The organism is Desulfurivibrio modestus (assembly GCF_044068625.1).
Classification (GTDB): Bacteria; Desulfobacterota; Desulfobulbia; order Desulfobulbales; family Desulfurivibrionaceae; genus Desulfurivibrio.
The window spans coordinates 290,517-314,055 of sequence record NZ_JBIPKH010000001.1; the positions used below are offsets into that span (position 1 = coordinate 290,517).

A 23,539-nucleotide genomic window follows, 5' to 3' on the forward strand; every position below is an offset into this window, starting at 1 on the left:
TTCTTCCCTTAATAATGTGCAACGAGCCCGATATATGCGCCGTCATTGGCCCGGACGATATCATCACGGCTGGCCCTGGCGGTAAAAGGAGCCTGGCTCTTGCCGTCCTTGCCCATGCTGTAGAGATCATAGTCCTGGTTCACCGGCACCATGGCATGGTCTTTACGGAGTTTACCCAGGGGTGTGCCCGCCACCGGCCTGTACTGGTAAGGGTTGCCCCAGGGGTCGCGCATGGGACCGAGGCCAAGTTCGGCCAGGGAGTTGGGAAAGCGCTGGTTTTCCAGGTGAAAGATGGTGATCTCCCTGGACAGGATGCGGATTTCCACCTTGGCTCTGTTGATCCTCGTCCGGTCAATATAGTTGGAAAATAATGGCGTGGCAATGGCGGCCAGGGTGGCCAGGATTGCAATAACGATGATGAGTTCAACCAGGGTAAAACCCTTGCCGCCAATGACAACTTTTGGTCGGAACAGTCGGTTGAGGGGCATGGGCAGATGGCGTCTTGGGGTGAAGAGATAAGGGAGGGCTGAGCGGGGCGACCACCTTCCTCCCCCAATGGTGGTTTCGCCAGCGAATGCCTTAACCATCCCACTCCACCGTGAGTTGGCCGATCTTGCCATGGAGCTCCTTGAGCCGCCTTTGCTCAGTGCCACTGGCACCTTCGGCTTTGCTCGTGGGTGGCGGTCACGGCGGCTGGCCACCTTGGCACACCGCCCGAAAATTGGGGATCCCCTCTGATCTCCTTCTAGCCCTCCAGGTAAAGCCCCCCCTCACTGGCGGAATATAGGCAACAAACTGGACCTTCAGAATATCAGACTGGCCCAGCCTTAACAATCAAAAATGAAAAGTCCTGAATAATCAGGGCGTTCTGGGCTTCAGCGCATCACGCTGGACCATGATCTGGTGCCCGGAGCGAGAATCGAACTCGCACAGCCTTACGGCCGAGGGATTTTAAGTCCCTTGCGTCTACCAGTTCCGCCATCCGGGCCACTTTACAGGAGGACAATTGGGGCGATGTACCACAGGCAAGGGCAAAAAGCAACAAACCACGCCCCGCTCCTCATTAACTTTCGCTGAATGATTGCACCTGATAGGTCTTGACCTGCAGCCGCTCATGCCGCCAGGCCTCGGCCGGCAAACCCGCCTTGAGACACAGATGTCCAAGAAAGGCAACCGGATCGGGCAACTGCTCCCAGACCTGGGGCAGAAAGGTGGCGGAAAAACCGCCCCCTTCCAGGAGAACTCCGTCCCGGCCAGGCCGCAATAGAGAGGGAAGCTCGGAGCCATCTGCGTAATCGAGGGGACGCAGAGGGGTGAGGATGCTCACCTCGATCCGCAGTTCCGTCAGTTCGGCGGCATCAAGGGGAGGGAAACGGGGGTCATGGAAGGCGGCATTCAAGGCGTTTTGCCGCACTCCCTCCAGCAGGGGTTGCTGGGGGCTCAAACTGCCGATACACCCCCGGAGCCGCCCCCTGAGCTTCAGGGTCACGAACACCCCCCGCCGCTGCCCCAGCAGCGCAGGATCACAGCCCGGCGGCAGCGGCGGCTCACCGGTGGCCAGGCCCAATCGCTCGGCGATCACCGCCCGGGCCAAAGCCAGCAAAAAAAGCCCCTCCTCCCCGCCAATCAACCCTCTACCACCATCGCCCATCACCTCTCCTCCCGTTTTATCAAGCTTCTGAACCATAAAAAAAGCCCCTCACGCCAAGCGCGGGGGGCTTTAAAAACCAGGTTCAGGCCGTATCTTCCCGACCTGTGGCTCCGGGACTAACTAGCAGCCACAGGATCCGCCAGCGGTGCTGCATGAACTGCCGCAGCCGCCGCCACCCAAGGGGTTGGCCGCGGAGATCGAGAAGCCGGAACGGGCCCCGGCATCGACGAAGTCAACCCGCACCAGCCCGCACTGCTTGCTCAGGCTGTTGTCGATGAGAAATTTAATTCCGTCCTGATCGTGGGTGGTATCGCTATCTTTTGGCTCATCCAGAGCCAATCCCAGGGAGGGACCGGCTCAGCCACCCTGCATCAGGGCCACTCGCACCGGCGAGACAATATTATTGTCGGCCAGGTACGCCTTCAATTTTTCCGCCGCCAACGGCGTTACTTCCAGCATGTCAGATTCTCCTTGCTACGAGGTTTATAAAAAAGATCCGAAGCCAAAGGCCTCAGTGTAATCGCTTAAGGGGAAGGTTAAGCAATTACGGCGAAAAAGTCAAGGGTAGCGATGGTTTTTGCTTTGACCGGCTGTGACAACCTGACTACAATAAGCTGAATTATCAGTGGGCCGATAAGCGGCTGACTTGAGCTGAAAGAGGTTGGCGGCCATGAGAAAGATTGTAATTTCCACCGGCGGCGGTGACGCCCCCGGTCTCAACGCGGTAATTTACGCGGTTACCAAGTCAGCCTACCGGAAGGGCTGGGAAATTTACGGCAGTAAAAGCGGCTACCGCGGCCTGCTCGACCCCGACGAGCTGATCCGCCTTACTCCGGAGAAGGTGGAGGATATCATGCCTTTGGGCGGGACCATCCTGGGCTCCACCAACAAGGGCAACCCCTTTGCCATGCCGGTGGAAAATCTGGCCGGCGAAATCCAGACCCTGGATCTTTCCGACCGGATCATGCGCAACTTCCGCCGCCTTGGTTTCTTCTGCCATATCGCGGTGGGGGGCGACGGCAGCCTGGAGATCGCCCATCGCTTCGCGGTGGAAAAGGGGATGCCGGTGATCGGGGTGCCCAAAACCATCGATAACGACCTGGAAGCCACCCAGCGCACCTTCGGTTTCGACACCGCCGTCTCCACCGCCACCGAAGCCTTGGACAAGCTGCACTCCACCGCCAAATCCCATGACCGGGTGATGGTGGTGGAGGTAATGGGCCGGGATTCCGGCTGGATAGCCCTCAACGCCGGGATCTCCGGCGGCGCCGACGTGATCCTGATTCCGGAGATCCCCTTTGAGGTCGAAACGGTTTGCCAGAAAATCAACGACAACGACCTGCGGGACAAGCACTATGCCATCGTGGTGGTGGCGGAGGGGGCCAAGGCCGCCAGCATGCAAAAGGCGATCTGCAAAAGAAAGGCGGAACTTGGTCGTGACGAGGCGCTGCTGGGTGGGATCGGAGAGTGGGTCGCCGAACAGATCCGCAGCAATACTGGCAAGGATACTCGCTCCCTGACCCTGGGCCACCTCCAGCGGGGCGGCTCTCCCACCACCTTCGATCGCCTGCTGGCCCTGCGTTTCGGCGGGGCGGCGGTGAGAATGGCCGAGAAGGAGATCTTCAATCATATGGTGGCCCTGAAAACCCCGGACATGGTCCCGGTTCCCCTGGCCGACGCGATAAAACACCGTAAAAAGGTACAATTGGACAGCGACAAGCTCTTGACCGCCCGGGAGATCGGGATCTGCTTTGGGGATGCCTGAGCCGCCCGGCCCCGCCCCCGCGATCCGCTAGCGATAGCCCTCCCACTCACCAAGCAAGCGGCTCTCCTTGGCCGTGTTACACTCCTTGCAGCAGACCACCAGATTCCCTTTGGTGCTGCGTCCCCCCCGGGACAGAGGCACCACATGATCCATGGTCAGTTCACCGGGAGGGCATTGCCTACCGCAGTAGTGGCAACGCCCCTCAGCCAGCTTAAGCCGCCACCAGTGGGTCTTGCGCAGCTCCCGGGCCTTGTTTTTCTCCCGATGGATTACGGCCTCATCCACTCCGTCCAGGGAGCCGTAAAAATCATCTTTCATCGCTTGCCACCAGTTCTCCCGCCAGTAACAGGCGGGCGGCGCCAACCAGATAGAGGGAGCCGGCCACCACCACCAGATCCGCGGGCTCGGCCCGCTGCCTGGCCAGGGCCAGGGCTTCCGCCACGGTGGTGGCGGTCAGGGCCGAAGTCCTGGCCGCTTCGGGCAGCAACACCCGCAACGCTTCGGGGGTGGCCGAACGCTCACTTTCCGGCCTGGTCAGGATAATGATGTCGGCCAGGGGGGCGATCAGATCCAAAGTAGCCGCCATATCCTTGTCCGCCATGCTGGCCCAGACCAGAATCAGACGATGATAGCGGAAATCCTGACCCAAGGCCGCCACCAGACTGGCCACCCCCGCCGGATTATGGGCCCCATCCAGCAACACCCGCCAGCTGCCGCCCTCGGGCCGCGGGGGGTGTAACAACTCCAGGCGGCCGGGCCAGGCAACCCCGACCAAACCGGCCCGGATCGCCTCCTCCCCCACCGACAGGGAATCGACCAAAAGCTCAATGGTCGCCAGGGCCAAACTGAGGTTATCCCGCTGATGGGACCCACGCAAGGCGGAGGGCAAACCGCTATAACCGCCCCGGATCCCCGCGTAGTCCCAACTCTCTTCAGCGGAGGGAGCGGAAGACGATGACCAGGAAAAATCACGGCCCAGCAGGTACAGAGGCGCGCCCAGCCGCCGGCAATGCTCCTCCACCACCCGCCGGGAATCATCGGCGGCCACTCCGCTCACCAAGGGAACTCCCGGCTTGATTATCCCCGCCTTCTCCGCCGCCACCTCGGCCAGGGTGTTACCCAGGTAAGCCTGATGATCCATGGAGACATTGGTGATCACCCCGACCAGGGGGGTGATCACATTGGTGGCATCCAGCCTCCCTCCCATCCCCACCTCCATGATCGCCAGATCCACCTGCTCGGCGGCAAACCAAAGCAGGGCCAGGGCGGTGGTAAACTCAAAATAGGTGATCTGCTCCCCGTTGAGCACCCCATGGATGGCGGCGGCATGGCGGGCAAACTGCTCCTCGCTGATATAACCGGCCCCAATCCGGAAACGCTCCCGAACGCAGCTGAGGTGGGGCGAGGTATAGAGCCCGACCCGATATCCGGCCCGCTCCAGCACGGCCAGCAGGGCCGAAGCGGTGGAACCCTTGCCGTTGGTGCCGGCCACATGGACAAAGCGCATCCCGTGGTGGGGATTACCCAGCCGCCCCAGGAAGCGCTCCATGCTGTCCAGTCCCAGCTTGATCTTGAAAAATTGCAGGCTATCCAGATAGTGCCAGGCCTGCCGGTAGTCCATAGGGTTAGCGTTCATAGCTGTTCCAGTTTGGCATAATCCAAATGCAGGGTCTTGCGCCCATGCCGATCAAAGTTAACCTCCACCGTCCGCAACCCACTCCTTTTCTCCAGCACCCCCAGGCCGAAAAAGGGATGTTTCACCCGGGCCCCCACGGCAAACTCCGCCTCTGCTCCCGCGCGATTTAAACCGCCGGTCGCCCCACCGTGCGGGGCGGCGGCCACCCGGTCGGAGGCACTTGAGGGGAGAAAGCGGGAGGCACCATCTCCCGAGGACTGATGAGGTTGCGGAGCCGAACCGGCGGTGGCGGCCAGCAAACCGGGAGGCAATGGGGCCAGGAAGGAGGAGGGATCACAGTAGGCGCTGCGGCGATCCACCCCCATGGCCTCCCGGGGATAAACCAGAAAAAGGCGATTTTTAGCCCGGGTGGCAGCCACATAGAGCAACCTTCTTTCCTCTTCGTACTGTTCCGGACCGGCGGCCTGACCGGAGGGAAACTTGCCCTCCACCAGATGGATCACGAACACCGTATCCCACTCCAGCCCCTTGGCCGAATGGACGGTGGAGAGAACCAGGCGACCGCCGGTCTCCCCGGCCTCGCCCTCGGCTCCGGGGGGGTCCAGGGCGGCATCGGCCAGAAAATCACGAATATCTTCATAACCGGCCAGCAGCGGCCGCAATTGCTCCAGATCACGTTGCCGCCTGGGGTAGTCATCGGGATAGAGCCGCTGAAAAACTGGCTGATAATAGACCAAAACCAGTTCCAGTAAGATGGCGGGGGAAGGCCCGGCCGCCCCCAGATCCTCCAGCAGGGTCAGGAGTCGTTTCATTCCGCCCTGCCAGGATTTGCCGGCGGGGTAAGCCGCCAGGGCCTCCCGGGCCGCCAACAGCGGATCGGACCCGGGCGCGACCCCGCCAGGATCAGGGCCCAAAGGTAACCGATCGATAATATTGCGGGCGGTTTTGGGGCCGACCTTGTCGATCAGGAGCAAAATTCGATTCCAGGAGAGCCGGTCGGCGGGGTTGCAGAGGACCCGGAAATAGGAGAGCACATCCTTGATATGGGCCGATTCGGTCAGCTTCTGCCCCCCCCTTTTCTCAAAAGGGATACCATGGGCGGTCAACTCCAGCTCCAATTTGTAGGAATGGAAGCCCGAGCGGAACAGCACCGCCATCTGCTCATCGCCCACCCCTTCCCGGCGCAGGGTCAAAATTTTCTCCACCACGAAGCGAGCCTGCCCCCCCTCGTTGCGGGCGGCGTGCAGGACCGGTTTGACTCCCCCGGTCAGCTTACTGAAAAGCTTTTTGGGGTAGCGCACCGGGGCCGGAGCAATGATCGCGTTGCCCACCTCCAGAATCTCCGAGGTGCTGCGGTAATTCTCCTCCAGCCGAATCAGGCGGGTACCGGGGAAATGCTCAGGGAACTCCATGATGTTACGAAAATCGGCCCCCCGGAAGCTGTAGATCGACTGGGCATCATCCCCCACCGCCATCACGTGGTTGCGGGGGGCGGCCATCAAGCGGACAATCTCGGCCTGAATTGGATTGGTATCCTGGTACTCGTCCACCAGAATCGCCTGGAAACGCCCGGCCAGCTCCTCCCGCACCTCCCGGTTTTCCCGCAGCAACCGGCGCCAGTAAAGCAACAGGTCGTCATAGTCCATCAGGCCGTGGGCCTGCTTGAACTTATGATAGTGCTCGTTGATCGCCAAGATATCATCGAGAAATTCCACCAGGTGGCCATGTTCCGCCTCCACCAGATCGCTGACCGTGGCGCCGACATTGACCGCCTTGCTCAAAATCGCCAGAATCAAACGGCGGGAGGGAAAGCGCTTACCAGCGCCCCCCAGCCCCAAAGACGATTTGAGCAGGTTGACAATCCCCTCGGCATCCCCCTGATCCAGGATGGTAAAGTTGGCTTCATAGCCCACGTACCGGGCATAGCGGCGAAGCAGCAGGTTGGCGGTGGCGTGAAAGGTGCCGCCGGTTATCCTGCGGCAGGAATCGTTGAGCAGATAACCGGCCCGCTGGACCATCTCCTGGGCGGCCTTGCGGGTAAAGGTCAGCAGCAGCAGCTCCTCCGGCGGAATTCCCTGCTCCACCAGCCAGGCCAGGCGATGGACCAGGGTCCGGGTTTTGCCGCTGCCCGCCCCGGCGATCACCAGGAGTGGGCCGGGCGGCGCGCATACCGCCTCCCGCTGGGCGGAGTTCAACTGGGCCAGGGCCGCCGCCAGCCCCAAGGTTGGGGTGGCCGCGGCGGAATCAGCGGTTTTACAATTCTGTTGGGGAAAAAGCGAGGGCTGCATGGTGGGCCAATGTAACATGGGACGCCGAGCCGGCGGAGAAAAAAGTTGAACTTAACGCCGGGAATGATAATCTCAACAAAACCGTAATCAATCATCCCAGGAGAGATCGACCATGAATGAAGCCACCATCAAGGAGTTGCTCAACGAGGAAAAACTGGCCGCCCTCTTTCCGGCGGACCGGGCCGATCAGTTCTTCGACGCCCTCTTCGGTGACGCCGCCGAGGGTTCCTACGATATCAAGCTCTCCTTCGAACGGTATGATGCGAACGCCCGCACCCTGCAACTGGCCCTGGAGCTGCACGAGCGGCCCGGTAAGTGTCTGGCCTGTAACCTGACCTACGGTCTGCCGGAGGTGTTTTCCCGCCACCCGATCATCAACATCAAGGGCGTGGTGGCGGCCATTGACCAACTGCTGGGGGAGGAGGCCCACTGCAAGGAGTGGCGACTGGGGGGCACCCGGGAGTCCTCCAAGGCCCTGCATATCATCCCCTTAATCATCACCATCGAGTAACGGCTGGGGGAGGCGCTCAAAAAAGCGGCCCACCTCCTCGGGGCGGTGGGCATCGGAGCCGGCGGTCAGGGGCAGTTGAAAACGGGCGGCCCGGGCCAGCAGATCGGGAGTGGGGTAGGCCAATCGGCGGCGATGGCTGTATCCGGAGGTGTTGATCTCGAGGGCCATGCCCCGGACGGCCATGGCCTGAAAAATCTGCTCACAGACGGGACCGGCACTCAACTCCGCCAGGGGGGCCGCCACCTCCGGGTGGTGGCGCAGGGCGGCGTCGAGATGGCAGAGCTGGGTGCCGGGCAGTTGGGTCACCGCCTCGGCCAGCAGGGCGAAATATTGCTCCAGGGTGCGGGCCACCCCATACTCACTGAAGACCGCCAGGGTCCGGGGGTCATTGCTGAGCAGGTTGTAATGGCGGGAGCCGATGGCCAGAAAATGGCAGGAGAGCCCCACCCGATCCCAGCGGTGGGTCGCCAGGAATTCCCGAATCGCCGGCAGCTCCCGGGGGTTGTACCCCACCTCCACCCCCAGGCCGATCTCGATCATGTCGGCATAACGGCGGCGCAACCGCTCCCCCTCCCGCCGATAGTAAACAAAATCATCGGGCCCCAGCCAGCACTGGTAATCGTTGATGATGCCGGCCTCGAAATGCTCCAGGAAAAAGATCCGGTGCAGCCCCCGGTCCAGGGCCGCCTGGACGTACTGCTCCATCTCCCCCACCGCATGGCGGCAAAGGGCGGTATGAACATGCCCATCGGTGCTGGAATCTAACATAAAACGCAAACTGCTCAGGCGTTGCCGCGGGGGAAGAAGTGGATAAAACCATCAATCTCGGAAGTGTCACAGATCTTGCCGAAACCGAACTCGATGAACGGCTCAAGACCTTCCACCGGTACGGCGAAGGAGTCTCCTCCGGGCATGTGGTAGACAACGGCCCGGACCTTGGTCAAGTCGATGTTCTTGCTGGGTACTTTCATATCGTCAACCTCATGGGGTAGATGGCCGGTAAAGCGTCCGTCACTTTCCCATACCTTAAACACTATATCGGCTTTGGCAAGCCTTACCCCAAGGTTAATCTGACAACAAAACGCTAATAGCTTTTGCGAACCAGAACCTCCCGACCCTTGGCGCCATCGGCCGGGCCGACAATCCCCTCCTTCTCCATGGTTTCGATCATCCGGGCGGCCCGGTTGTAGCCCACCCGCAGCCGCCGTTGAACCATGGAGATCGAAGCCTGGCCGGTTTCGGTGACCAGGGCCACCGCCCGATCGTAGTGTTCATCCAGGGTGCCATCCTCCTCGGCCTCTTCCCCCGCCGCCGTTTCCTCGGCAAACTCCAGCACCGAGGCGTCATATTCCGCCGCTCCCTGTTCCTTGAGAAAGGCGACGATCCGGCCGATCTCCGCCTCGGAGATATAGGCCCCGTGGATCCGCTGCAGCTTGGAGGTGCCCGGGGGCATGAAGAGCATGTCACCGGCCCCCAGCAGGTGTTCGGCCCCACTGCCGTCGAGGATGGTCCGGGAATCGATCTTGGAGGAGACCTTGAAGGACATCCGGGTGGGAAAGTTGGCCTTGATTAAACCGGTCAGAACATCCACCGAAGGGCGCTGGGTGGCCAGGATCAAGTGCATTCCGGCCGCCCGGGCCATCTGGGCCAGGCGGGCCACCGCGTCCTCGACTTCGCGGGAGGAGACCATCATCAGATCGGCCAGCTCGTCGATGATGATCACGATCAGGGGCAGCTTCTCCTCGGCCTCCTGGTTGTAGCCGGCCAGGCTCTTGACCCGGGCCTCCTCCATTAGCTGGTAACGCCGCTCCATCTCCCGCACCGCCCACTGCAGGGCCCGGCTGGCCAGCTTGGGATCAACCACCACCGGATGAAGCAGGTGGGGAATATTTTCATAGCAGGAGAGCTCAATCCGCTTGGGATCAACCAGCAGCAGCCGCACCTCGGCCGGCGTGGCATTGTAGAGAATGCTGCAGATGATGGTATTGACCGCCACGCTCTTGCCGGAACCGGTGGCCCCGGCGATCAGCAGATGGGGCATCCGAGCCAGATCGGCCACCACCGGATTGCCAACCACGTCCATCCCCAGGCCGATGGTCAACCGGGAGTTGGTCTGCTGAAAACTTTCATGGGCGATGATGTCACGCACCGGCACCATCTGGCGGCGGGGGTTGGGAATCTCAATCCCGATCGCCCCCTTGCCGGGCAGGGAGCCGGCGATCCGAACACTCTCCACTTTGAGGCCCAAAGCCAGATCCTCGGCCAGGGAGACGATCCGATTAATCTTGACCCCGGGCGCCGGCGCAAACTCGTAGGTGGTGATCACCGGGCCCGGGGAGATCCCCACCACCTTGCCGACCACATTGAAGTCGGCCAGCTTATCCTCCAGCTGCTTGCTGACCCCCAGGTAGTACTCCCGGTCGGGCCCCTGTTCCCGGCTGGGCGCCCGATCCAACAGGGAAAGCGAGGGCAGGCGGTATTCGCCGCCGGCCTCCAGGGGCTGCAGCTGAAAAGAGTCCTCATCCTGGGCCACCTTCTCCCGCTTGCCCCGACCCCGCCCCGTGCCGGACGGCGCTTCCTCGTCATCCCCCTCGTCCTGCTCCAGAAGAGCCAAATCAAGATCGAAGAAGTTGACCTGGGGGGGATCGGCAATGGGTGTTTGGATATTGATCGGAGCAACCCCGACCTCCTCAGCCCCCTGCTTCAGGCGGGAACGTTGCCAGGATCGCACCTCATCGATTCTCTGGCCCAGCCAGCCGCGGAGGCCGCCTCCCAAAACCCACAGCCGTTGACCACCCGCCGCCAGCCGTTTACTGAACAGATAGGGAGAGAACTCCAGGGTAAGCATCAGGGAGATAATAAAAAGGGCCAGAAAAAAGAGAAATGAACCGGGGCCACCCAGAATCCGGTGGCCGAAACCGGCCAACAGGCCGCCAAGATAGCCGGCCTGGGGATAGTGATTGCCGAACAGGCTCAATACCTCGCCGCCATTGAGCCCGGCCAGGCTGCTGCCGGCCAGCAGCAGACCGCTGGTGCCCACCAGCACCAGGGGTAGCCGGCGAAAGGTAAAACCGGGGGAAAAGCCCTGCAGTGAGAGCGTCAGCAGCAGCAGGGGGAGCAAAAAAGCGCTGATCCCCAGAAAACTCAGCACCATTTCGGCCACCACCCGGCCCACCGCCCCGCCCCAGTTGGGAGCAAGGTCAACCCCGCCTTCGGCGGCCAAGCCACCGACTTCCCCCCGCGAGGTCCAGAGGTCACCGGCAGCGGAGCCGGCTGCGGGAGGCAAAGAGTAGCTGACCAGACAAACCAGCAGGAAAAGGCTCACAAAAAGCCCGGCCACCGAAGCAATCTCCCGCCCCAGGCCAGGAGATGATCCACTAGCGCCTAATCGCATTTTCCCCTTACTGCGTCGAGGATGCCATTGATAAAGGCCGGGGAGTCGTCAGCGCCATACCGTTTAGCCAGCTCAATCGCCTCATCGATCGCCACCCCGGCCGGCACTCCTTCGGCAAAGCGAAATTCATAAACGGCTATCCGCATGATATTACGATCAATAACCGACATTCTCGCCAGGCGCCAGTTGGCGGCGCAGCCCTCAATGGCGGCATCGATCGCTTCCCGGTTGGCGACAACTCCGGCCACCAACTCCCGCCCATAGGGCAAGGCCTTACGGTTGATCTCGAAATTGTCACACATGATTGCCAGGGTGTCAAGGGCGGGAAGATCGACCAGCTCCCCCTGGTAGAGGGCCTGCAGCGCCAGCTCCCGTGCTTTACGGCGAATGCCCATAAAGTTCTAGGCCAGTTTGCCGAGCAGATCGACCATCTCAATCGCCACCGTCGCGCACTCGGACCCCTTGTTGCCGGCCTTGGAACCGGCCCGTTCAATGGCCTGTTCAATGGTATCGGTGGTCAGCACCCCGAAGATCACCGGCAGACCGGTATCCATCCCCACCTGGGCGATCCCTTTGGCCGCTTCATTGGCCACAAAATCGAAATGGGGGGTGGCGCCGCGGATAATCACCCCCAGGCAGATCACCGCGTCATAACGCCCGGAGCGGGCCATCTTGCCGGCCACCAGGGGGATCTCGTAGGCGCCGGGCACCCGGGCCACTTCGATATCCTTCTCCTCGGCCCCGGAGCGGAGCAAGGTGTCAAGGGCCCCCTCCAGCAACCGCTCGGCGATAAAGGAGTTGAAGCGGGAAACGATGATTCCGAACTTTTTGCCGGAAGCCTGCAGATTACCTTCGATATACTTGACCATCTCCTGCTCTCCTTTCTAGGGTTCATTGCGGGCCAATTGGCCGGCCGCCTTGCTGTAGGCCAGACGCTCCAGCATATGCCCCATCTTGTCCTTTTTGGTTTTGAGATACTGCACATTTTCCGGTTCGGCCTCCATCTCAATGGGCAGCCGATCGGTGACTTGGAGCCCATAACCCTCCAGGCCGATGATCTTTTTGGGATTATTGGTCAGCAGCCGCATCTTGCGCACCCCCAGATCCCGCAGGATCTGGGCGCCGATCCCATAATCGCGCAGATCGGGTTTGAAGCCCAGCTCCAAATTGGCCTCCACCGTATCCATCCCCTGGTCCTGCAGGGCGTAAGCCTTGAGTTTGTTGACCAGACCGATGCCACGCCCCTCCTGCATCATGTAAAGCAGCACCCCCATTCCTTCGCGGTCGATCATCCGCAGGGCGTTGAAGAGCTGGCCGCCGCAGTCGCAGCGTTTGGAGCCGAACACATCGCCGGTGAGGCAAGCGGAGTGAACCCGGACCAGGATATCCTGTTCCGGGTCGATCTTACCCTTGATCAGGGCCACATGCTCCAGATTATCCACATCGTTGCTGTAAACAATGGCATGGAACTCGCCATGCATGGTGGGCAACCGCACCTCGGCGGCCCGGTGTACCAGCTTGTCCATCCGAACCCGATAGGCCACCAAGTCGGCAATAGTGGCGATTTTAAGATCATGTTTTTTGGCAAATTCCTGCAGATCCGGCATCCGGGCCATGGTGCCGTCATCCTTCATGATCTCGCAGATCACCCCGGCGGGGTTAAGCCCGGCCAAGCGGGAGAGATCCACCGAGCCTTCGGTCTGACCGGTGCGCACCAATACTCCACCCTTCTTGGCCCGCAGCGGGAAAATATGGCCGGGGCTGACCAGATCCTCCGGCTTGGCCTCGGGGTTGGCGGCCACCAGGATGGTCCGGGCCCGGTCGGCGGCGGAGATTCCCGTGGTCACCCCGGTGCGGGCCTCAATGCTCACCGTAAAGGCGGTCTCGAAAGGAGAGCGATTGTGCTGAACCATCATCGGCAACTGTAGGCGCTCAAGTTGCTCGGGAGTCAGGGTCAGGCAGATCAATCCCCGCCCGTGGGTGGCCATGAAGTTGATCGCCTCGGGGGTGGCCTTTTCAGCCGCCATATAGAGATCGCCTTCGTTTTCCCGGTCCTCGTCATCCACCAGGATAATCATCTTCCCGGCCCTGATATCCTCAATTACCTCTTCGATGGAACTGATCATGATCATCTCTCCCACGATACTTTACTGGATGCGGTGCTCCCGCCAGCGGAAACCCTGCGCAAAAAATTGGTATACTACCTTAAAAAACCATGTTCCGCCAGAAAAGCCGGATTGATGCCGGCAGCCGGCGCCGGCTGCCCGGAATTGCTCGAATCGCCGGGAGCCAGGAGCTTCTCCACGTACTTACCAATCAGATCCACCTCCAGATTTACCTGCCCCCCCACCACCAGACCACCCAGGGTCGTGATCGCCAGGGTGTGGGGGATGATCGACACACTGAAACTGCGCTGATCAACCCGGTTTACCGTTAAACTTATCCCGTCGATGGTGATTGAACCCTTCTCGATAATATATTTGCCCAGCCCTGCGGGCACGGCGAAGGTAAAGAGGGTGAACTCCCCCAAAGGTTCCCGGGCCAGCACCGCCGCCACCGCGTCCACATGGCCGCTGACCAGGTGACCACCCAGGCGGTCACTGAGCCGCAGGGCCCGCTCCAGGTTGACCTCCGAGCCGGCAGTCAAACGTCCCAGATTGGTCCGGGTCAGACTTTCGGGGGAAACGTCGGCCAAAAAACGGTTACCGCGAATCTCGCGGGCGGTCAGACAGACCCCGTTGACGGCGATACTCTCCCCCTCCACCGGATCGGTCAGGGCGAAATCGGTCTGCAGACCGAAGGTCACCCCACCGCCGGCGGGCCGCTTTGCGATGATTTTACCCTTACCCAGAATAATTCCGGTAAACATGCTCCTGCCTCACGTTAAGATCACCCCGGCGGGAAGCCGGTTTCACAAAAGACCCCGGATCAGGATATCGCTACCCAGGCGGCGGCTTACCACCTCCCGCAGACGGGGGGCCTGATCGATTCGTTCATGGCCCAATGGCCCCACCGCCGGCAACCCATCGCCGCCAACCAGCAGGGGCGCGACAAAAAACGCGGCCTCATCGGCCAGGCCCTGGCCCAGAAAGGAGCCATGGACCCGGCCACCACCCTCCACCAGGAGGCTCCCGATCCCGGCCTGCCCCAGTTCCAGCAACACCTGGCGCAAATCAAGACCCTGCTCGCCCCGCTCCACCGGCAAAACCCGGGCTCCGGCCCTCCGCAGGGCTTCGATCCGCTCCTGCTCGGCCTCCCGGGCACAAAAGATCCAGGTCGCAGCCGGAGAGTCCCGATTAATGATCCGGGCCGTGGGGGGAGTCCGCAGGCGACCGTCCAGAACCACCCGCAAAGGATCCCGGCCCCGCCCCCCCGGCAGTCGGGTGGTCAGGGCGGGGTCATCGGCCAGCACTGTACCGCTGCCCACCAGAATGGCATCACTCTGGGCCCGCAAGCGATGGGCCAACCGGCGGGCCTGCTCCCCGGTAATCCATTTGCTGTGACCGGCGGCGGTGGCGATCCGGCCATCGAGACTCACCGCCGCCTTGAGCAGCACCCAGGGCAGACCGCTGGTAACCCGTTTAAGGAAGGGACGATTTAAGCGCCGGCTCTCTTCGGCCAGCACTCCGCCCCGGACCTCGATCCCCGCCTGGGCCAACCGCTCGGCCCCACCCCCGGCCACCGGATTGGGATCGGCCAGGGCAAAAACCACCCTGGCGATCCCGGCGGCGATGATCGCCTCGCTGCAGGGCGGGGTCCGGCCGTGATGGTTGCAGGGTTCCAGGGTGACGTAGAGGGTAGCCCGGGCAGCCGCCGTTCCGGCGGCGTTCAGGGCATGGATCTCGGCATGGGGAGTACCGGCCCGTCGATGCCAGCCTTTACCCACCACCCGCCCCCGCTTTACCACCACCGCCCCGACACAGGGGTTGGGGGCCGTCTTGCCCAGGCCTTTGCGGGCCTCGAGCAGGGCCATTTTCATATATGCGGCATCTTGATCGAAACCCATGGCGGGAGGCGGACTCGGCAAGGCTTATTTCTGTTTGGGGGATGAGAGCATACTTTTCAGTTCCTGCATGAACTCGTTGAGGTCCTTGAACTGCCGGTAGACGGAAGCGAACCGGACGTAGGCCACCTCATCGATCTGCCGCAAGCCATCCATTACCCGCTCGCCCACCATCCGCACCGGAATCTCCCGTTCCCCCAGGTCCTGAAACTCCCGCTCCAGACCATCAACAAACTCCTCGATCTGCTCACTGCTCACCGGCCGTTTTTCGCAGGCTTTTTTCACCCCTTCCACCACCTTCTGGCGATCCCAGGACTCACGCCGGCCATCCTTCTTGACCAGCATCGGCATGGTTACTTCCAGACGCTCATAGGTGGTGAAGCGACGCTGACAGGCATCACACATCCGGCGGCGGCGGGTGATGGTGTACTCCTTGTTGAGACGGGAATCAACCACCCGATTTTCCAGATGGCCGCAATAGGGACATTTCATGGCAGTGTTACTCCGGGTTGGCCGGGAGCTTAATCAGGGGGATCCCCGCCTCCGCCAGCATCTCGGCCGCCATGGAATCGGCATAGCCTGCCCGGTAATAAATTCTTTCGATGGCGGCGTTGATCAGCATCTTGCTGCAGATGGAGCAAGGCATGTTGGTGCAGTAAAGGGTGCACCCCCGCAGACTCACCCCATGCAGGGCCGCCTGGATAATGGCGTTCTGTTCGGCATGCAAACCCCGGCAGAGTTCGTGGCGTTCGCCCGAGGGTATTCCCAGTTGCTCCCGCAGGCAGCCAACCTCCAGGCAGTGGCGCACACGGCTGGGGGCTCCGTTGTAGCCGGTGGCGACCACCCGCCGCTCCAGAACCAGCACCGCTCCCACTTTACGCCGCATGCAGGTGGCCCGCTGGGCCACCAGCTCGGTAATGGCCATGAAATACTCGTCCCAGCTCGGCCGCGATTCCCGGGCAAGCATCACGCCCTACTTTTCCTCGGAATAGAGGGCGGGGTAGATGGGGAAACGGGCGCAGAGCCGGCTCACCTCCTCCCGAATCGTCGCCAGCTCGGTGGCCTGATCGGAGGAACCGGCCATGACCCCGCCGGTGGCCAGGGCCCGATCGATCCAGGCCGCAATCTCCTCCATCTCCGGCTCCTTCAAACCCCGGGTGGTGACGGCCGGGGTTCCGATCCGGATTCCGCTGGTGACAAAACGCTTTTCGGTGTCAAAGGGGATGGCGTTCTTGTTGACCGTGATCCCGGCCATCTCCAGAATCTCCTCGGCCTCCTTGCCGGTGATCTTTTTCGGGGTGAGATCCACCAGCAGCAGATGGTTGTCGGTCCCACCCGAGACCAACCGGTAGCCCCTTTTAACCAGGGCGTTACCGAGGGTTTGGGCATTTTTGACCACCTGGGCCATATCCTGACGGAACTTTTCCCCCATGGCCTCCTTGAAGGCCACCGCCTTGGCGGCAATAACATGGACCAGGGGCCCCCCCTGGATCCCGGGAAAGATCTTGCTGTCCAGCATCTTGCCGAAATCTTGCCGGGCCAGGATCAGGCCACCACGGGGACCCCGCAGGGTCTTATGGGTGGTGGTGGTGACAAAATCGGCATGGGGCACCGGCGAGGGGTGAACCCCGGCGGCCACCAGGCCGGCGATATGGGCCATATCCACCATGAACAACGCCCCCACCTGGTCGGCTATCCGACGGAAGGCGGCAAAATCGATGATCCGGGGGTAGGCGCTGGCCCCGGCCACGATCATCTTGGGCCGATGGGTCATGGCCAGCCGCTCCACCTCCGCCATGTCGATCCGCTCGCTGCCCCTCTCGACTCCGTAGGAAACAAAACGGTAAAGCTGGCCGGAGAAATTGACCGCGCTGCCGTGGGTCAGGTGGCCGCCATGGGCCAGATCCATCCCCAGCACGGTATCTCCAGGCTTAAGGCAGGCGAAATAGACCGCCATATTGGCCTGGCTGCCGGAGTGGGGCTGAACATTGGCGTATTCGGCCTTGAACAACTCCAAGGCCCGGGCGGAGGCCAACTCCTCGATCCGGTCAGCATATTCGCAGCCGCCGTAGTAGCGCCTGCCGGGATACCCCTCGGCATACTTGTTGGTGAAGATCGAGCCCTGGGCTTCCAGGACCGCCTCGCTGACAATATTCTCCGAGGCGATCATCTCCAACTGATTGTACTGACGGCTTAACTCGCCCCGGATGGCACGATCTATCTCCGGATCACTGCTGGCTAGGTAGGACACGGCCGTTTCCCTGCTGATGAAAGGTTAGTTAACAGAACATCTTAATGCGACGGAGATGGCGGCCACCGGCGAACTCGCTGGTCAGCCAAACCCGAGTTATCTCCTCGGCCAGACCGGGGCCGGTGCTACGGGCCCCCAGACACAGAACATTGGCATCATTGTGTTCACGGCTCATGCGGGCACCAAAGGTTTCCCCGCAAAGGGCGGCCCGAATGGTCGCGTTACGATTGGCCGCCATGGACATCCCGATCCCGGTGCCGCAGATCAGAATGCCGCGCTCGCAGGAGCCGTCAACCACCCGGTCGCAGACCGCGGCGGCGATCTCGGGGTAATCAACGGAATCGGCGCTCATCACCCCGCAGTCATCCACCTGATGACCCAGGCTGCGCAAAACCCCCAGCACCGTCTCTTTCAGGGCAAAACCGCCATGGTCGCAACCCAGTGCCACTTTCATCTTCACTCCTCGTAGCGTTTCATGATGATAACCGCGTTGGTGCCGCCAAAACCGAAGGAGTTGGACATCGCCGCCCGGATCGCCATGGCTCGGCCTTTACCCGGCAGATAATCAAGATCACACTCGGGATCGGGATTTTCCAGATTGGCGGTGGGCGGGGCAAACTGATACTTGACGCTCAAGGCGGTGATCACCGCCTCGACTCCACCGGCTCCGCCCAGCAGATGACCGGTCATCGACTTGGTGGAGCTGATCGCCAGCCTGGCGGCGTGTTCGCCGAACACCGCCTTTAAAGCCCGGGTCTCCACCACGTCATTGAGGGGGGTGGAGGTGCCGTGGGCGTTGACGTAATCGATATCCGCCGGTTGCATCCCGGCATCGGCCAGGGCGGCCTGCATGCAGCGGATCGCCCCGGCCCCATCTTCGGGCGGGGCCGCGATATGGTGAGCGTCGCCGGAGAGACCATAACCCGCCATCTCGGCATAAATTTTCGCCCCCCGCCGCTTGGCGTGCTCCAACTCCTCCAACAGGAGAATGCCGCCGCCTTCACCAATAACGAAGCCGTCCCGATCCCGGTCAAAGGGGCGGGAGGCCACCGCCGGATCGTCATTACGGGTGGAGAGGGCCTTCATCGCATGGAAACCGCCAAACCCCATGGGGCAGATCACCGACTCGCTGCCGCCGGTCAGGGCCAGATCACAATCTCCGTAACTGATCGAACGGAAAGCCTCGCCCACCGCGTGGGTGCCGGCGGCACAGGCGGTGGTCACCGACAGATTGGGCCCCCTGGTGCCGTAAAAGATCGAAATCTGACCGGCCCCCATATTGGGGATCACCATGGGAATAAAGAAGGGGGTGATTCGCCGCTCCCCCCGTTCATGGAGAATCTGGATATATTTCTCAATGGTGGGGAGACCGCCCATGCCGCAACCGACGATGCTGCCCACCCGGCCGGCATTCTCCGGGGTAATCTCAAAACCGGAGTCCCCCAGGGCTTCCCGGGCGGCGACCAGGGCGTACTGGACAAACAGCTCCAGATGGCGGGCCTCCTTGGTTTCGAAGTAATCATCCGGCTCATAGCCCTTGACCTCGGCGGCAATTCTCACCCCCTGGGTCGAGGCATCATAGCGGGTGATCGGCGCAACCCCACTCTTACCGGCACAAAGGGCCTCCCAGCTGGTGGCGGCGTCATTCCCCACCGGAGAGATCAGACCGACTCCGGTTACCACGACTCGTCTTTTCACCGTTCACTATCTCCCTGTTAAGGCTTGGCCTGAAGGTAAGTCACCCCACCGAAGGTCAGATAGCACCACCTTATTCGGAAATCTTCTTGATATGGTCAATGGCGTCCTGGACGGTCATAATCTTTTCCGCCACCTCATCGGCGATCTCGATATCGAAAGCCTCCTCCATGGCCATGATCAGCTCCACCAGATCCAGGGAGTCGGCGCCCAGGTCATCAATGAAGGAAGCACCGGGCACAACCTTGGTCTTATCCACGCTCAACTGCTCCGCGATGATATCAATAAGTTTCTGCTCAACTGCCATGATCTTTCTCCTTACAATTATTTTTTAAATAAACAACCAGTTCCCCAACCGAGAACATCCCATTCCATTAATTCTGTCGGTAAACAATCAGCTCTGCCGGCGGGTCAGCCCATATACATGCCGCCGTTGACATGGATGAACTGGCCGGTGAGATAGCGGCCATCCTCGGAAACCAGATAAGCCACGGCCCCGGCCACATCCTCGGGTTCACCCAGCAGCCCCAGGGGAATTTCAGCCCTGATCTTTTCGTTGATCTCCTCGGGCAGATCCCGGGTCATATCGGTGACGATATAGCCTGGGGCCACCCCGTTGACCGTAATATTGCGGGAAGCCAGTTCCCGGGCGGCGGAGCGGGTCAGACCCACCAGGCCAGCCTTGGCGGCGGCATAGTTGAGCTGGCCGGCGTTGCCGGCAAAGCCGATCACCGAAGAGATATTGACGATCCGGCCCCAACGCTGCTTCATCATCGTCCGGCTCACCGCCTTCAGGCAGGTGAAAGCCCCCTTGAGGTTGGTGTCCAGCACCTCATCCCACTGGGACTCCTTCATCTTGACCATCAAACCGTCACGGGTTATCCCGGCATTGTTGACCAGAATATCGATCCGGCCGTGATCGGCCAGGATCTTCTTGAAGGCCTCTTCCGTGGCTGCGGTATCCGCCACGTTGAAGGCGCAGATCTCGGCCTGGCCGCCGGCCGCCCGAATCTGGGCAGCGACCTCTTCCGCCGCGTCGGGCCGGCTGACATAATTGACCACCACCAGCGCTCCCATTGCCCCCAAACGCAGCGAAACCGCCCGGCCGATTCCCCGGCTGCCGCCGGTAACCACCGCTACCTTGCCCTGCAAACTCATCCTCTGTTCCTCTGCTCAATTTGCTCGATCAGCTTGGGGATCACCTGGAAAAGATCACCGACAATCCCGTAAGTGGCCACGTTGAAGATGGGGGCTTCGGGGTCGCGATTGATGGCGACGATGGTTTCCGCCGACTGCATCCCCACCAGATGCTGAATCGCCCCGGAAATTCCGCAGGCGATGTAAATTTTGGGGGCCACGGTTTTACCGGTCTGGCCCACCTGGTGAGGGTAGGGAATCCAACCGGAATCCACGGCGGCCCGGGAAGCGGCCACCGCCCCGCCCAGGCTGGCGGCCAGCTTGTGGAGCAGGGCGAAACCTTCGGCGTTTTCCAGGCCCCGGCCGCCGGCCACCACGATATCGGCCTCGGCCAGATTCACCTTGTCCAGGGCCGCCACCACACTATCGAGGACCTTGACCCGCGATTGCAGGCGGGCCGCCTCCGGCCGCACCTCAATAATCTCCCCCTGGCGTTGAGCGTCACGGGTCAGCGGCTTCATCACCATGGGCCGAACCGTGGCCATCTGGGGCCGGGTCCGGGGACAGACGATGGTGGCCATGATATTGCCGCCAAAGGCCGGCCGGGTCTGGAGCAGAGCCCCATCCTCCTCGCGAATATCCAGTTCGGTGCAGTCGGCGGTCAAGCCGGCGGCCATCATGGTCGCCACCCGGGGAATAAAGGAGCGGCCAACGGCGGTGGCACCGGCCAGGACAATCTCCGGCTTGTGTTCCCGGATCAGGTCGGTGAGGATATTGCCGTAAACATCATCGGTGAAACGGGCCAAGGCCGGCTCGTCAACCAGATAAACCCGGTCGGCACCATGGGCGATCAGCTCGGCGGCCACCCCCCCCAACCCCTGACCATCCGCGGCCTCGGCCCCGGAACCCAGCAGCACGGCGGAGAGAGCCACCCCCCGTTTATCGGCCAGCCCCCGGCCCGCCCCCAGCAATTCCAGGGCCACCGGGGCAATCCGGCCATGGCGGAACTCGGCATAAACCCAAACCCCCGTCCAGGAGTCGAGATCGGCGGTCTGCACCCCCTCTTCCCGCTCCAGCCGCAACGCTCCGACCTCGCAAACCTCGACACAGGCCCCGCAGAGGGTGCAGTTATCACCCACCACCGCGTGATCCCCCTCCACGCGAATCGCGCCGAAGGTGCAGGCCTCTTCACACAAACCGCAGGCAATACAGGCCTCGGTATCAATTTTCAACATATCAGGCTCCGCCCTTTACAAATTACACTATTTTAGCCAGTTCAACCGCCAGCTTCTCCACCTGCTCCTCCACCGGACCACTGAAGATGGTCCGTTCGCCCCGGGGTTGGGGCGAGAAGACCCGCACCACCTGGGTTGGCGAACCTTTAAGGCCGATCTGGTCGGGGTCGGCATCGATATCGGCGGCGGAAAAGGTGGTAATCTGCAGTTTCTTGGCCTTCATCTTGCCTTTCAGTGAGGGCAGCCGAGGCTCGTTGATCTCCTTGACCACGGTGAAAAGGGTCGGCAACTTGACCTCCAGGGTATCATAGCCGTCATCCATCAGCCGTTCCAGGCGAATCACCCCGTTGTCGCTGGCCAGCACCTTGCGGACGCAGGTGACGTAGGGCATATTCAGCCGTTCGGCCAGGCCGGGACCCACTTGGGCGGTATCACCATCAATGGCCTGCTTGCCACAAAGGACCAGATCGGCGCCGCCCACCTTTTTGATGGCCTGGGCCAGGGTGTGGGTGGTGGCCCAGGTATCGGCCCCGGCGAAAGCCCGATCGGAAACCAGCACCGCCTCATCGGCGCCGCAGGCCACCGCTTCCCGCAGCACCTCCGCCGCCTGGGGAGGCCCCATGCTTATTACGGTAACGCTGCCACCCTCCTCACCGGCCAGCCGCACCCCCTCTTCCAGGGCATGGCGGTCGTAGGGGTTCATGATCGACTGGACCCCGTCACGGGACAGGGTGTTGGTGACCGGATCAAGCCGCACATCCTTGGCGTCGGGCACCTGTTTGACGCATACCACAATTTTCATTTTTTGGTGTATTCCTTGTTGAGTTCCTGACCGATAACGTTGCGCTGAATCTGGTTGGTACCCTCGTAAATCTGCAGGATCTTGGCATCCCGCATCATCTTTTCCACCGGGTACTCCCGCATGAAGCCGTATCCGCCCAGGACCTGCACCGCATCCACCGCCACCTTCATCGCCATGTCGGTGGCGAAAACCTTGCACATGGAAGCGGCCTTGGAAGCCTGATCGGGATGGGCATCGATGTGGCGGGCGGCGGCATAGACCAGGGCCCGGGCCGCCTCCACCTGGATGGCCATGTCGGCCAGCATATGGGCCACCGCCTGGAAGGAGATGATTGGCTTGCCGAACTGAACCCGCTGTTTGGCGTAACGGCTCGCCTCATCAAGGGCCGCCTGCCCCAGGCCCACGCCCAGGATGGCGATGCCGGGCCGGGAAAGATCCAGGGTTTTCATCACGGTGATAAAGCCCATCCCCACCCGACCGATCACCCGATCGGCGGGAATCCGGCAATCCTTGAGGATAACCTCGCGGGTGGAGGAGCAGCGGATCCCCATCTTCTTCTCCTTGGGACCGACGGAGAAACCGGGATCGGTGTCCTCCACCACGAACATGGTGGCCCCCCGGGCTCCCCGCTTGCGATCGGTGATGGCGATCACCGTGTAGATCCCGGCCTCGCCGGCATTGGTGATCCACTGCTTGGTGCCGTTCAACACCCAATGATCGCCGTCCATGACGGCGGTGGTCTGAATGCCGGAGGCGTCACTGCCGGCTCCCGATTCGGTGAGGGCGAAGGCGGCAAATCTTTTTCCCGCCGCGATATCGGGTAGATACTTCTGTTTCATCTCCTCACTGCCGGAGATAATAATGGGATAAGCGCCCAGGCCGCTGGCGGCAAAGGCGGTGGCCACCCCGGTGCAACCCCGGGCCACCTGCTCAAGGGCCAGGGCCATTTCAAAGCTGCCGCCGCCAAAACCGCCGTACTCCTCGGGAATGTAGAGCCCATAGAGATCGGACTGGGCCAGGGTATCAAGAATCTCCCGGGGATACTCCTCGGTTTCATCGTAATGGGCCCGCCGGGGAATGATCAGCTCATCGCTGATCCGCCGTGCCACATCAACAATCATCTCCTGCTCTTCGCTGAGAAAATAATCCACTCTCCCCCCTATTGCCTGAC

26 protein-coding genes and 1 tRNA gene are annotated in these 23,539 nt (G+C 61.6%); 2 read left to right on the forward strand and 25 right to left on the reverse strand.

From position 1 onward, the window contains the following. Positions 1 to 8 precede the first annotated feature (8 nt). The 4 genes from ACHHRT_RS01310 to ACHHRT_RS01325 all read right to left on the reverse strand — a co-directional run bounded on the left by ACHHRT_RS01310 (position 9) and on the right by ACHHRT_RS01325 (position 2,110). Positions 9 to 587, reverse strand: coding sequence for a type II secretion system protein GspG (locus ACHHRT_RS01310; RefSeq protein ID WP_395496893.1), 579 nt, complete (start codon positions 585 to 587; stop codon positions 9 to 11). A 314-nt stretch (positions 588 to 901) separates the two neighbouring features. After that, positions 902 to 988, reverse strand: a tRNA-Leu gene (locus ACHHRT_RS01315). 75 nt (positions 989 to 1,063) lie between these two features. Further along, complete coding sequence (gene amrA / locus ACHHRT_RS01320) at positions 1,064 to 1,687, reverse strand: AmmeMemoRadiSam system protein A (protein ID WP_395496895.1); 624 nt, start codon at positions 1,685 to 1,687, stop codon at positions 1,064 to 1,066. An 84-nt stretch (positions 1,688 to 1,771) separates the two neighbouring features. Continuing rightward, the gene (locus ACHHRT_RS01325) at positions 1,772 to 2,110 is read right to left on the reverse strand and encodes an IscA/HesB family protein (protein WP_395496897.1); all 339 of its coding nucleotides are present in this window, start codon (positions 2,108 to 2,110) and stop codon (positions 1,772 to 1,774) included. A 211-nt stretch (positions 2,111 to 2,321) separates the two neighbouring features. Here ACHHRT_RS01325 and ACHHRT_RS01330 point away from each other — a divergent pair, with 211 nt between their 5' ends. Next, complete coding sequence (locus tag ACHHRT_RS01330; RefSeq protein ID WP_395496899.1) at positions 2,322 to 3,416, forward strand: 6-phosphofructokinase; 1,095 nt, start codon at positions 2,322 to 2,324, stop codon at positions 3,414 to 3,416. Positions 3,417 to 3,443: 27 nt separating this feature from the next. Here the strand turns inward: ACHHRT_RS01330 and ACHHRT_RS01335 are convergent, their stop codons facing one another. The 3 genes from ACHHRT_RS01335 to ACHHRT_RS01345 are packed head-to-tail and all read right to left on the reverse strand — an operon-like array spanning position 3,444 to position 7,358. Next, positions 3,444 to 3,734 carry an HNH endonuclease gene (locus ACHHRT_RS01335; RefSeq protein WP_395496901.1) on the reverse strand — a complete coding sequence of 97 codons (291 nt, stop codon included), beginning with the start codon at positions 3,732 to 3,734 and terminating at the stop codon, positions 3,444 to 3,446. Further along, on the reverse strand, positions 3,724 to 5,052 hold the full coding sequence (locus tag ACHHRT_RS01340) for a bifunctional folylpolyglutamate synthase/dihydrofolate synthase (protein ID WP_395496903.1): 1,329 nt from the start codon (positions 5,050 to 5,052) through the stop codon (positions 3,724 to 3,726). Before ACHHRT_RS01340 ends, ACHHRT_RS01335 begins: the two co-directional genes overlap by 11 nt. Then, complete coding sequence (locus ACHHRT_RS01345) at positions 5,049 to 7,358, reverse strand: ATP-dependent helicase (RefSeq protein ID WP_395496905.1); 2,310 nt, start codon at positions 7,356 to 7,358, stop codon at positions 5,049 to 5,051. The genes ACHHRT_RS01340 and ACHHRT_RS01345 overlap by 4 nt, the downstream gene beginning before the upstream one ends. 94 nt (positions 7,359 to 7,452) lie before the next feature. Between ACHHRT_RS01345 and ACHHRT_RS01350 the strand changes: the two genes are divergently transcribed. Continuing rightward, on the forward strand, positions 7,453 to 7,851 hold the full coding sequence (locus ACHHRT_RS01350; protein ID WP_395496907.1) for a pancreas/duodenum homeobox protein 1: 399 nt from the start codon (positions 7,453 to 7,455) through the stop codon (positions 7,849 to 7,851). On the opposite strand, the gene ACHHRT_RS01355 is transcribed toward ACHHRT_RS01350, so the two are convergent. From ACHHRT_RS01355 to ACHHRT_RS01440, 18 genes are all read right to left on the reverse strand, one after another. Then, on the reverse strand, positions 7,831 to 8,619 hold the full coding sequence (locus ACHHRT_RS01355; protein WP_395496909.1) for a histidinol-phosphatase HisJ family protein: 789 nt from the start codon (positions 8,617 to 8,619) through the stop codon (positions 7,831 to 7,833). The two genes, ACHHRT_RS01350 and ACHHRT_RS01355, sit on opposite strands and share 21 nt — an antisense overlap. Positions 8,620 to 8,633: 14 nt before the next feature. Beyond that, positions 8,634 to 8,885 (reverse strand): hypothetical protein, encoded by a 252-nt coding sequence (locus ACHHRT_RS01360; protein ID WP_395496911.1) that lies wholly within the window; start codon positions 8,883 to 8,885, stop codon positions 8,634 to 8,636. Positions 8,886 to 8,935: 50 nt separating this feature from the next. Continuing rightward, positions 8,936 to 11,245 (reverse strand): FtsK/SpoIIIE family DNA translocase, encoded by a 2,310-nt coding sequence (locus ACHHRT_RS01365; RefSeq protein WP_395496913.1) that lies wholly within the window; start codon positions 11,243 to 11,245, stop codon positions 8,936 to 8,938. After that, entirely contained in the window at positions 11,236 to 11,640 is a 405-nt protein-coding gene (gene nusB, locus ACHHRT_RS01370; protein WP_395496915.1) for a transcription antitermination factor NusB, read from the reverse strand. The genes ACHHRT_RS01365 and nusB overlap by 10 nt, the downstream gene beginning before the upstream one ends. A gap of 6 nt (positions 11,641 to 11,646) precedes the next feature. After that, entirely contained in the window at positions 11,647 to 12,114 is a 468-nt protein-coding gene (gene ribH / locus ACHHRT_RS01375) for a 6,7-dimethyl-8-ribityllumazine synthase (protein WP_395496917.1), read from the reverse strand. Positions 12,115 to 12,129: 15 nt separating this feature from the next. Further along, entirely contained in the window at positions 12,130 to 13,371 is a 1,242-nt protein-coding gene (locus ACHHRT_RS01380; protein ID WP_395496919.1) for a bifunctional 3,4-dihydroxy-2-butanone-4-phosphate synthase/GTP cyclohydrolase II, read from the reverse strand. 74 nt (positions 13,372 to 13,445) lie between these two features. Further along, positions 13,446 to 14,114, reverse strand: a complete 669-nt coding sequence (locus tag ACHHRT_RS01385; protein ID WP_395496921.1) for a riboflavin synthase — start codon at positions 14,112 to 14,114, stop codon at positions 13,446 to 13,448. A gap of 42 nt (positions 14,115 to 14,156) precedes the next feature. Next, positions 14,157 to 15,251, reverse strand: coding sequence for a bifunctional diaminohydroxyphosphoribosylaminopyrimidine deaminase/5-amino-6-(5-phosphoribosylamino)uracil reductase RibD (ribD, locus tag ACHHRT_RS01390; RefSeq protein WP_395496923.1), 1,095 nt, complete (start codon positions 15,249 to 15,251; stop codon positions 14,157 to 14,159). Positions 15,252 to 15,275: 24 nt separating this feature from the next. After that, the gene (nrdR, locus tag ACHHRT_RS01395; RefSeq protein ID WP_395496925.1) at positions 15,276 to 15,740 is read right to left on the reverse strand and encodes a transcriptional regulator NrdR; all 465 of its coding nucleotides are present in this window, start codon (positions 15,738 to 15,740) and stop codon (positions 15,276 to 15,278) included. Between the two features lie 7 nt (positions 15,741 to 15,747). Then, positions 15,748 to 16,215 carry a deoxycytidylate deaminase gene (locus tag ACHHRT_RS01400; RefSeq protein WP_395497031.1) on the reverse strand — a complete coding sequence of 156 codons (468 nt, stop codon included), beginning with the start codon at positions 16,213 to 16,215 and terminating at the stop codon, positions 15,748 to 15,750. A gap of 6 nt (positions 16,216 to 16,221) precedes the next feature. Then, a complete protein-coding gene (locus ACHHRT_RS01405; protein ID WP_395496927.1) occupies positions 16,222 to 17,499 on the reverse strand; it encodes a serine hydroxymethyltransferase in 1,278 nt (425 codons plus the stop codon). Between the two features lie 28 nt (positions 17,500 to 17,527). Next, positions 17,528 to 17,953 (reverse strand): ribose 5-phosphate isomerase B, encoded by a 426-nt coding sequence (gene rpiB, locus ACHHRT_RS01410; RefSeq protein ID WP_395496929.1) that lies wholly within the window; start codon positions 17,951 to 17,953, stop codon positions 17,528 to 17,530. Between the two features lie 2 nt (positions 17,954 to 17,955). Continuing rightward, a complete protein-coding gene (gene fabF / locus ACHHRT_RS01415; RefSeq protein ID WP_395496931.1) occupies positions 17,956 to 19,197 on the reverse strand; it encodes a beta-ketoacyl-ACP synthase II in 1,242 nt (413 codons plus the stop codon). 70 nt (positions 19,198 to 19,267) lie between these two features. Beyond that, complete coding sequence (gene acpP / locus ACHHRT_RS01420) at positions 19,268 to 19,501, reverse strand: acyl carrier protein (RefSeq protein WP_395496933.1); 234 nt, start codon at positions 19,499 to 19,501, stop codon at positions 19,268 to 19,270. Between the two features lie 104 nt (positions 19,502 to 19,605). Next, entirely contained in the window at positions 19,606 to 20,352 is a 747-nt protein-coding gene (fabG, locus tag ACHHRT_RS01425; protein WP_395496935.1) for a 3-oxoacyl-[acyl-carrier-protein] reductase, read from the reverse strand. Next, positions 20,349 to 21,566, reverse strand: a complete 1,218-nt coding sequence (locus ACHHRT_RS01430) for an FAD-binding protein (protein ID WP_395496937.1) — start codon at positions 21,564 to 21,566, stop codon at positions 20,349 to 20,351. The genes fabG and ACHHRT_RS01430 overlap by 4 nt, the downstream gene beginning before the upstream one ends. A gap of 22 nt (positions 21,567 to 21,588) precedes the next feature. Further along, positions 21,589 to 22,368 (reverse strand): electron transfer flavoprotein subunit beta/FixA family protein, encoded by a 780-nt coding sequence (locus ACHHRT_RS01435; RefSeq protein ID WP_395496939.1) that lies wholly within the window; start codon positions 22,366 to 22,368, stop codon positions 21,589 to 21,591. Continuing rightward, complete coding sequence (locus ACHHRT_RS01440; protein WP_395496941.1) at positions 22,365 to 23,519, reverse strand: acyl-CoA dehydrogenase family protein; 1,155 nt, start codon at positions 23,517 to 23,519, stop codon at positions 22,365 to 22,367. Before ACHHRT_RS01440 ends, ACHHRT_RS01435 begins: the two co-directional genes overlap by 4 nt. Between the last annotated feature and the right edge of the window lie 20 nt (positions 23,520 to 23,539).

What these genes read in the sequence shown, in the direction of transcription:
- acpP (WP_395496933.1), bottom strand. Translation starts at nt 19,501, where the DNA reads ATGGCAGTTGAGCAGAAACTTATTGATATCATCGCGGAGCAGTTGAGC.
- ribH (WP_395496917.1), bottom strand. Translation starts at nt 12,114, where the DNA reads ATGGTCAAGTATATCGAAGGTAATCTGCAGGCTTCCGGCAAAAAGTTC.
- ACHHRT_RS01430 (WP_395496937.1), bottom strand. Translation starts at nt 21,566, where the DNA reads ATGTTGAAAATTGATACCGAGGCCTGTATTGCCTGCGGTTTGTGTGAA.
- ACHHRT_RS01335 (WP_395496901.1), bottom strand. Translation starts at nt 3,734, where the DNA reads ATGAAAGATGATTTTTACGGCTCCCTGGACGGAGTGGATGAGGCCGTA.
- ACHHRT_RS01330 (WP_395496899.1), top strand. Translation starts at nt 2,322, where the DNA reads ATGAGAAAGATTGTAATTTCCACCGGCGGCGGTGACGCCCCCGGTCTC.
- nusB (WP_395496915.1), bottom strand. Translation starts at nt 11,640, where the DNA reads ATGGGCATTCGCCGTAAAGCACGGGAGCTGGCGCTGCAGGCCCTCTAC.
- ACHHRT_RS01385 (WP_395496921.1), bottom strand. Translation starts at nt 14,114, where the DNA reads ATGTTTACCGGAATTATTCTGGGTAAGGGTAAAATCATCGCAAAGCGG.
- nrdR (WP_395496925.1), bottom strand. Translation starts at nt 15,740, where the DNA reads ATGAAATGTCCCTATTGCGGCCATCTGGAAAATCGGGTGGTTGATTCC.
- ACHHRT_RS01365 (WP_395496913.1), bottom strand. Translation starts at nt 11,245, where the DNA reads ATGCGATTAGGCGCTAGTGGATCATCTCCTGGCCTGGGGCGGGAGATT.
- ACHHRT_RS01435 (WP_395496939.1), bottom strand. Translation starts at nt 22,368, where the DNA reads ATGAAAATTGTGGTATGCGTCAAACAGGTGCCCGACGCCAAGGATGTG.
- ACHHRT_RS01380 (WP_395496919.1), bottom strand. Translation starts at nt 13,371, where the DNA reads ATGATCAGTTCCATCGAAGAGGTAATTGAGGATATCAGGGCCGGGAAG.
- ACHHRT_RS01355 (WP_395496909.1), bottom strand. Translation starts at nt 8,619, where the DNA reads ATGTTAGATTCCAGCACCGATGGGCATGTTCATACCGCCCTTTGCCGC.
- rpiB (WP_395496929.1), bottom strand. Translation starts at nt 17,953, where the DNA reads ATGAAAGTGGCACTGGGTTGCGACCATGGCGGTTTTGCCCTGAAAGAG.
- ACHHRT_RS01350 (WP_395496907.1), top strand. Translation starts at nt 7,453, where the DNA reads ATGAATGAAGCCACCATCAAGGAGTTGCTCAACGAGGAAAAACTGGCC.
- ACHHRT_RS01310 (WP_395496893.1), bottom strand. Translation starts at nt 587, where the DNA reads ATGGTTAAGGCATTCGCTGGCGAAACCACCATTGGGGGAGGAAGGTGG.
- ribD (WP_395496923.1), bottom strand. Translation starts at nt 15,251, where the DNA reads ATGGGTTTCGATCAAGATGCCGCATATATGAAAATGGCCCTGCTCGAG.
- ACHHRT_RS01340 (WP_395496903.1), bottom strand. Translation starts at nt 5,052, where the DNA reads ATGAACGCTAACCCTATGGACTACCGGCAGGCCTGGCACTATCTGGAT.
- ACHHRT_RS01345 (WP_395496905.1), bottom strand. Translation starts at nt 7,358, where the DNA reads ATGTTACATTGGCCCACCATGCAGCCCTCGCTTTTTCCCCAACAGAAT.
- amrA (WP_395496895.1), bottom strand. Translation starts at nt 1,687, where the DNA reads ATGGTTCAGAAGCTTGATAAAACGGGAGGAGAGGTGATGGGCGATGGT.
- fabG (WP_395496935.1), bottom strand. Translation starts at nt 20,352, where the DNA reads ATGAGTTTGCAGGGCAAGGTAGCGGTGGTTACCGGCGGCAGCCGGGGA.
- ACHHRT_RS01400 (WP_395497031.1), bottom strand. Translation starts at nt 16,215, where the DNA reads ATGCTTGCCCGGGAATCGCGGCCGAGCTGGGACGAGTATTTCATGGCC.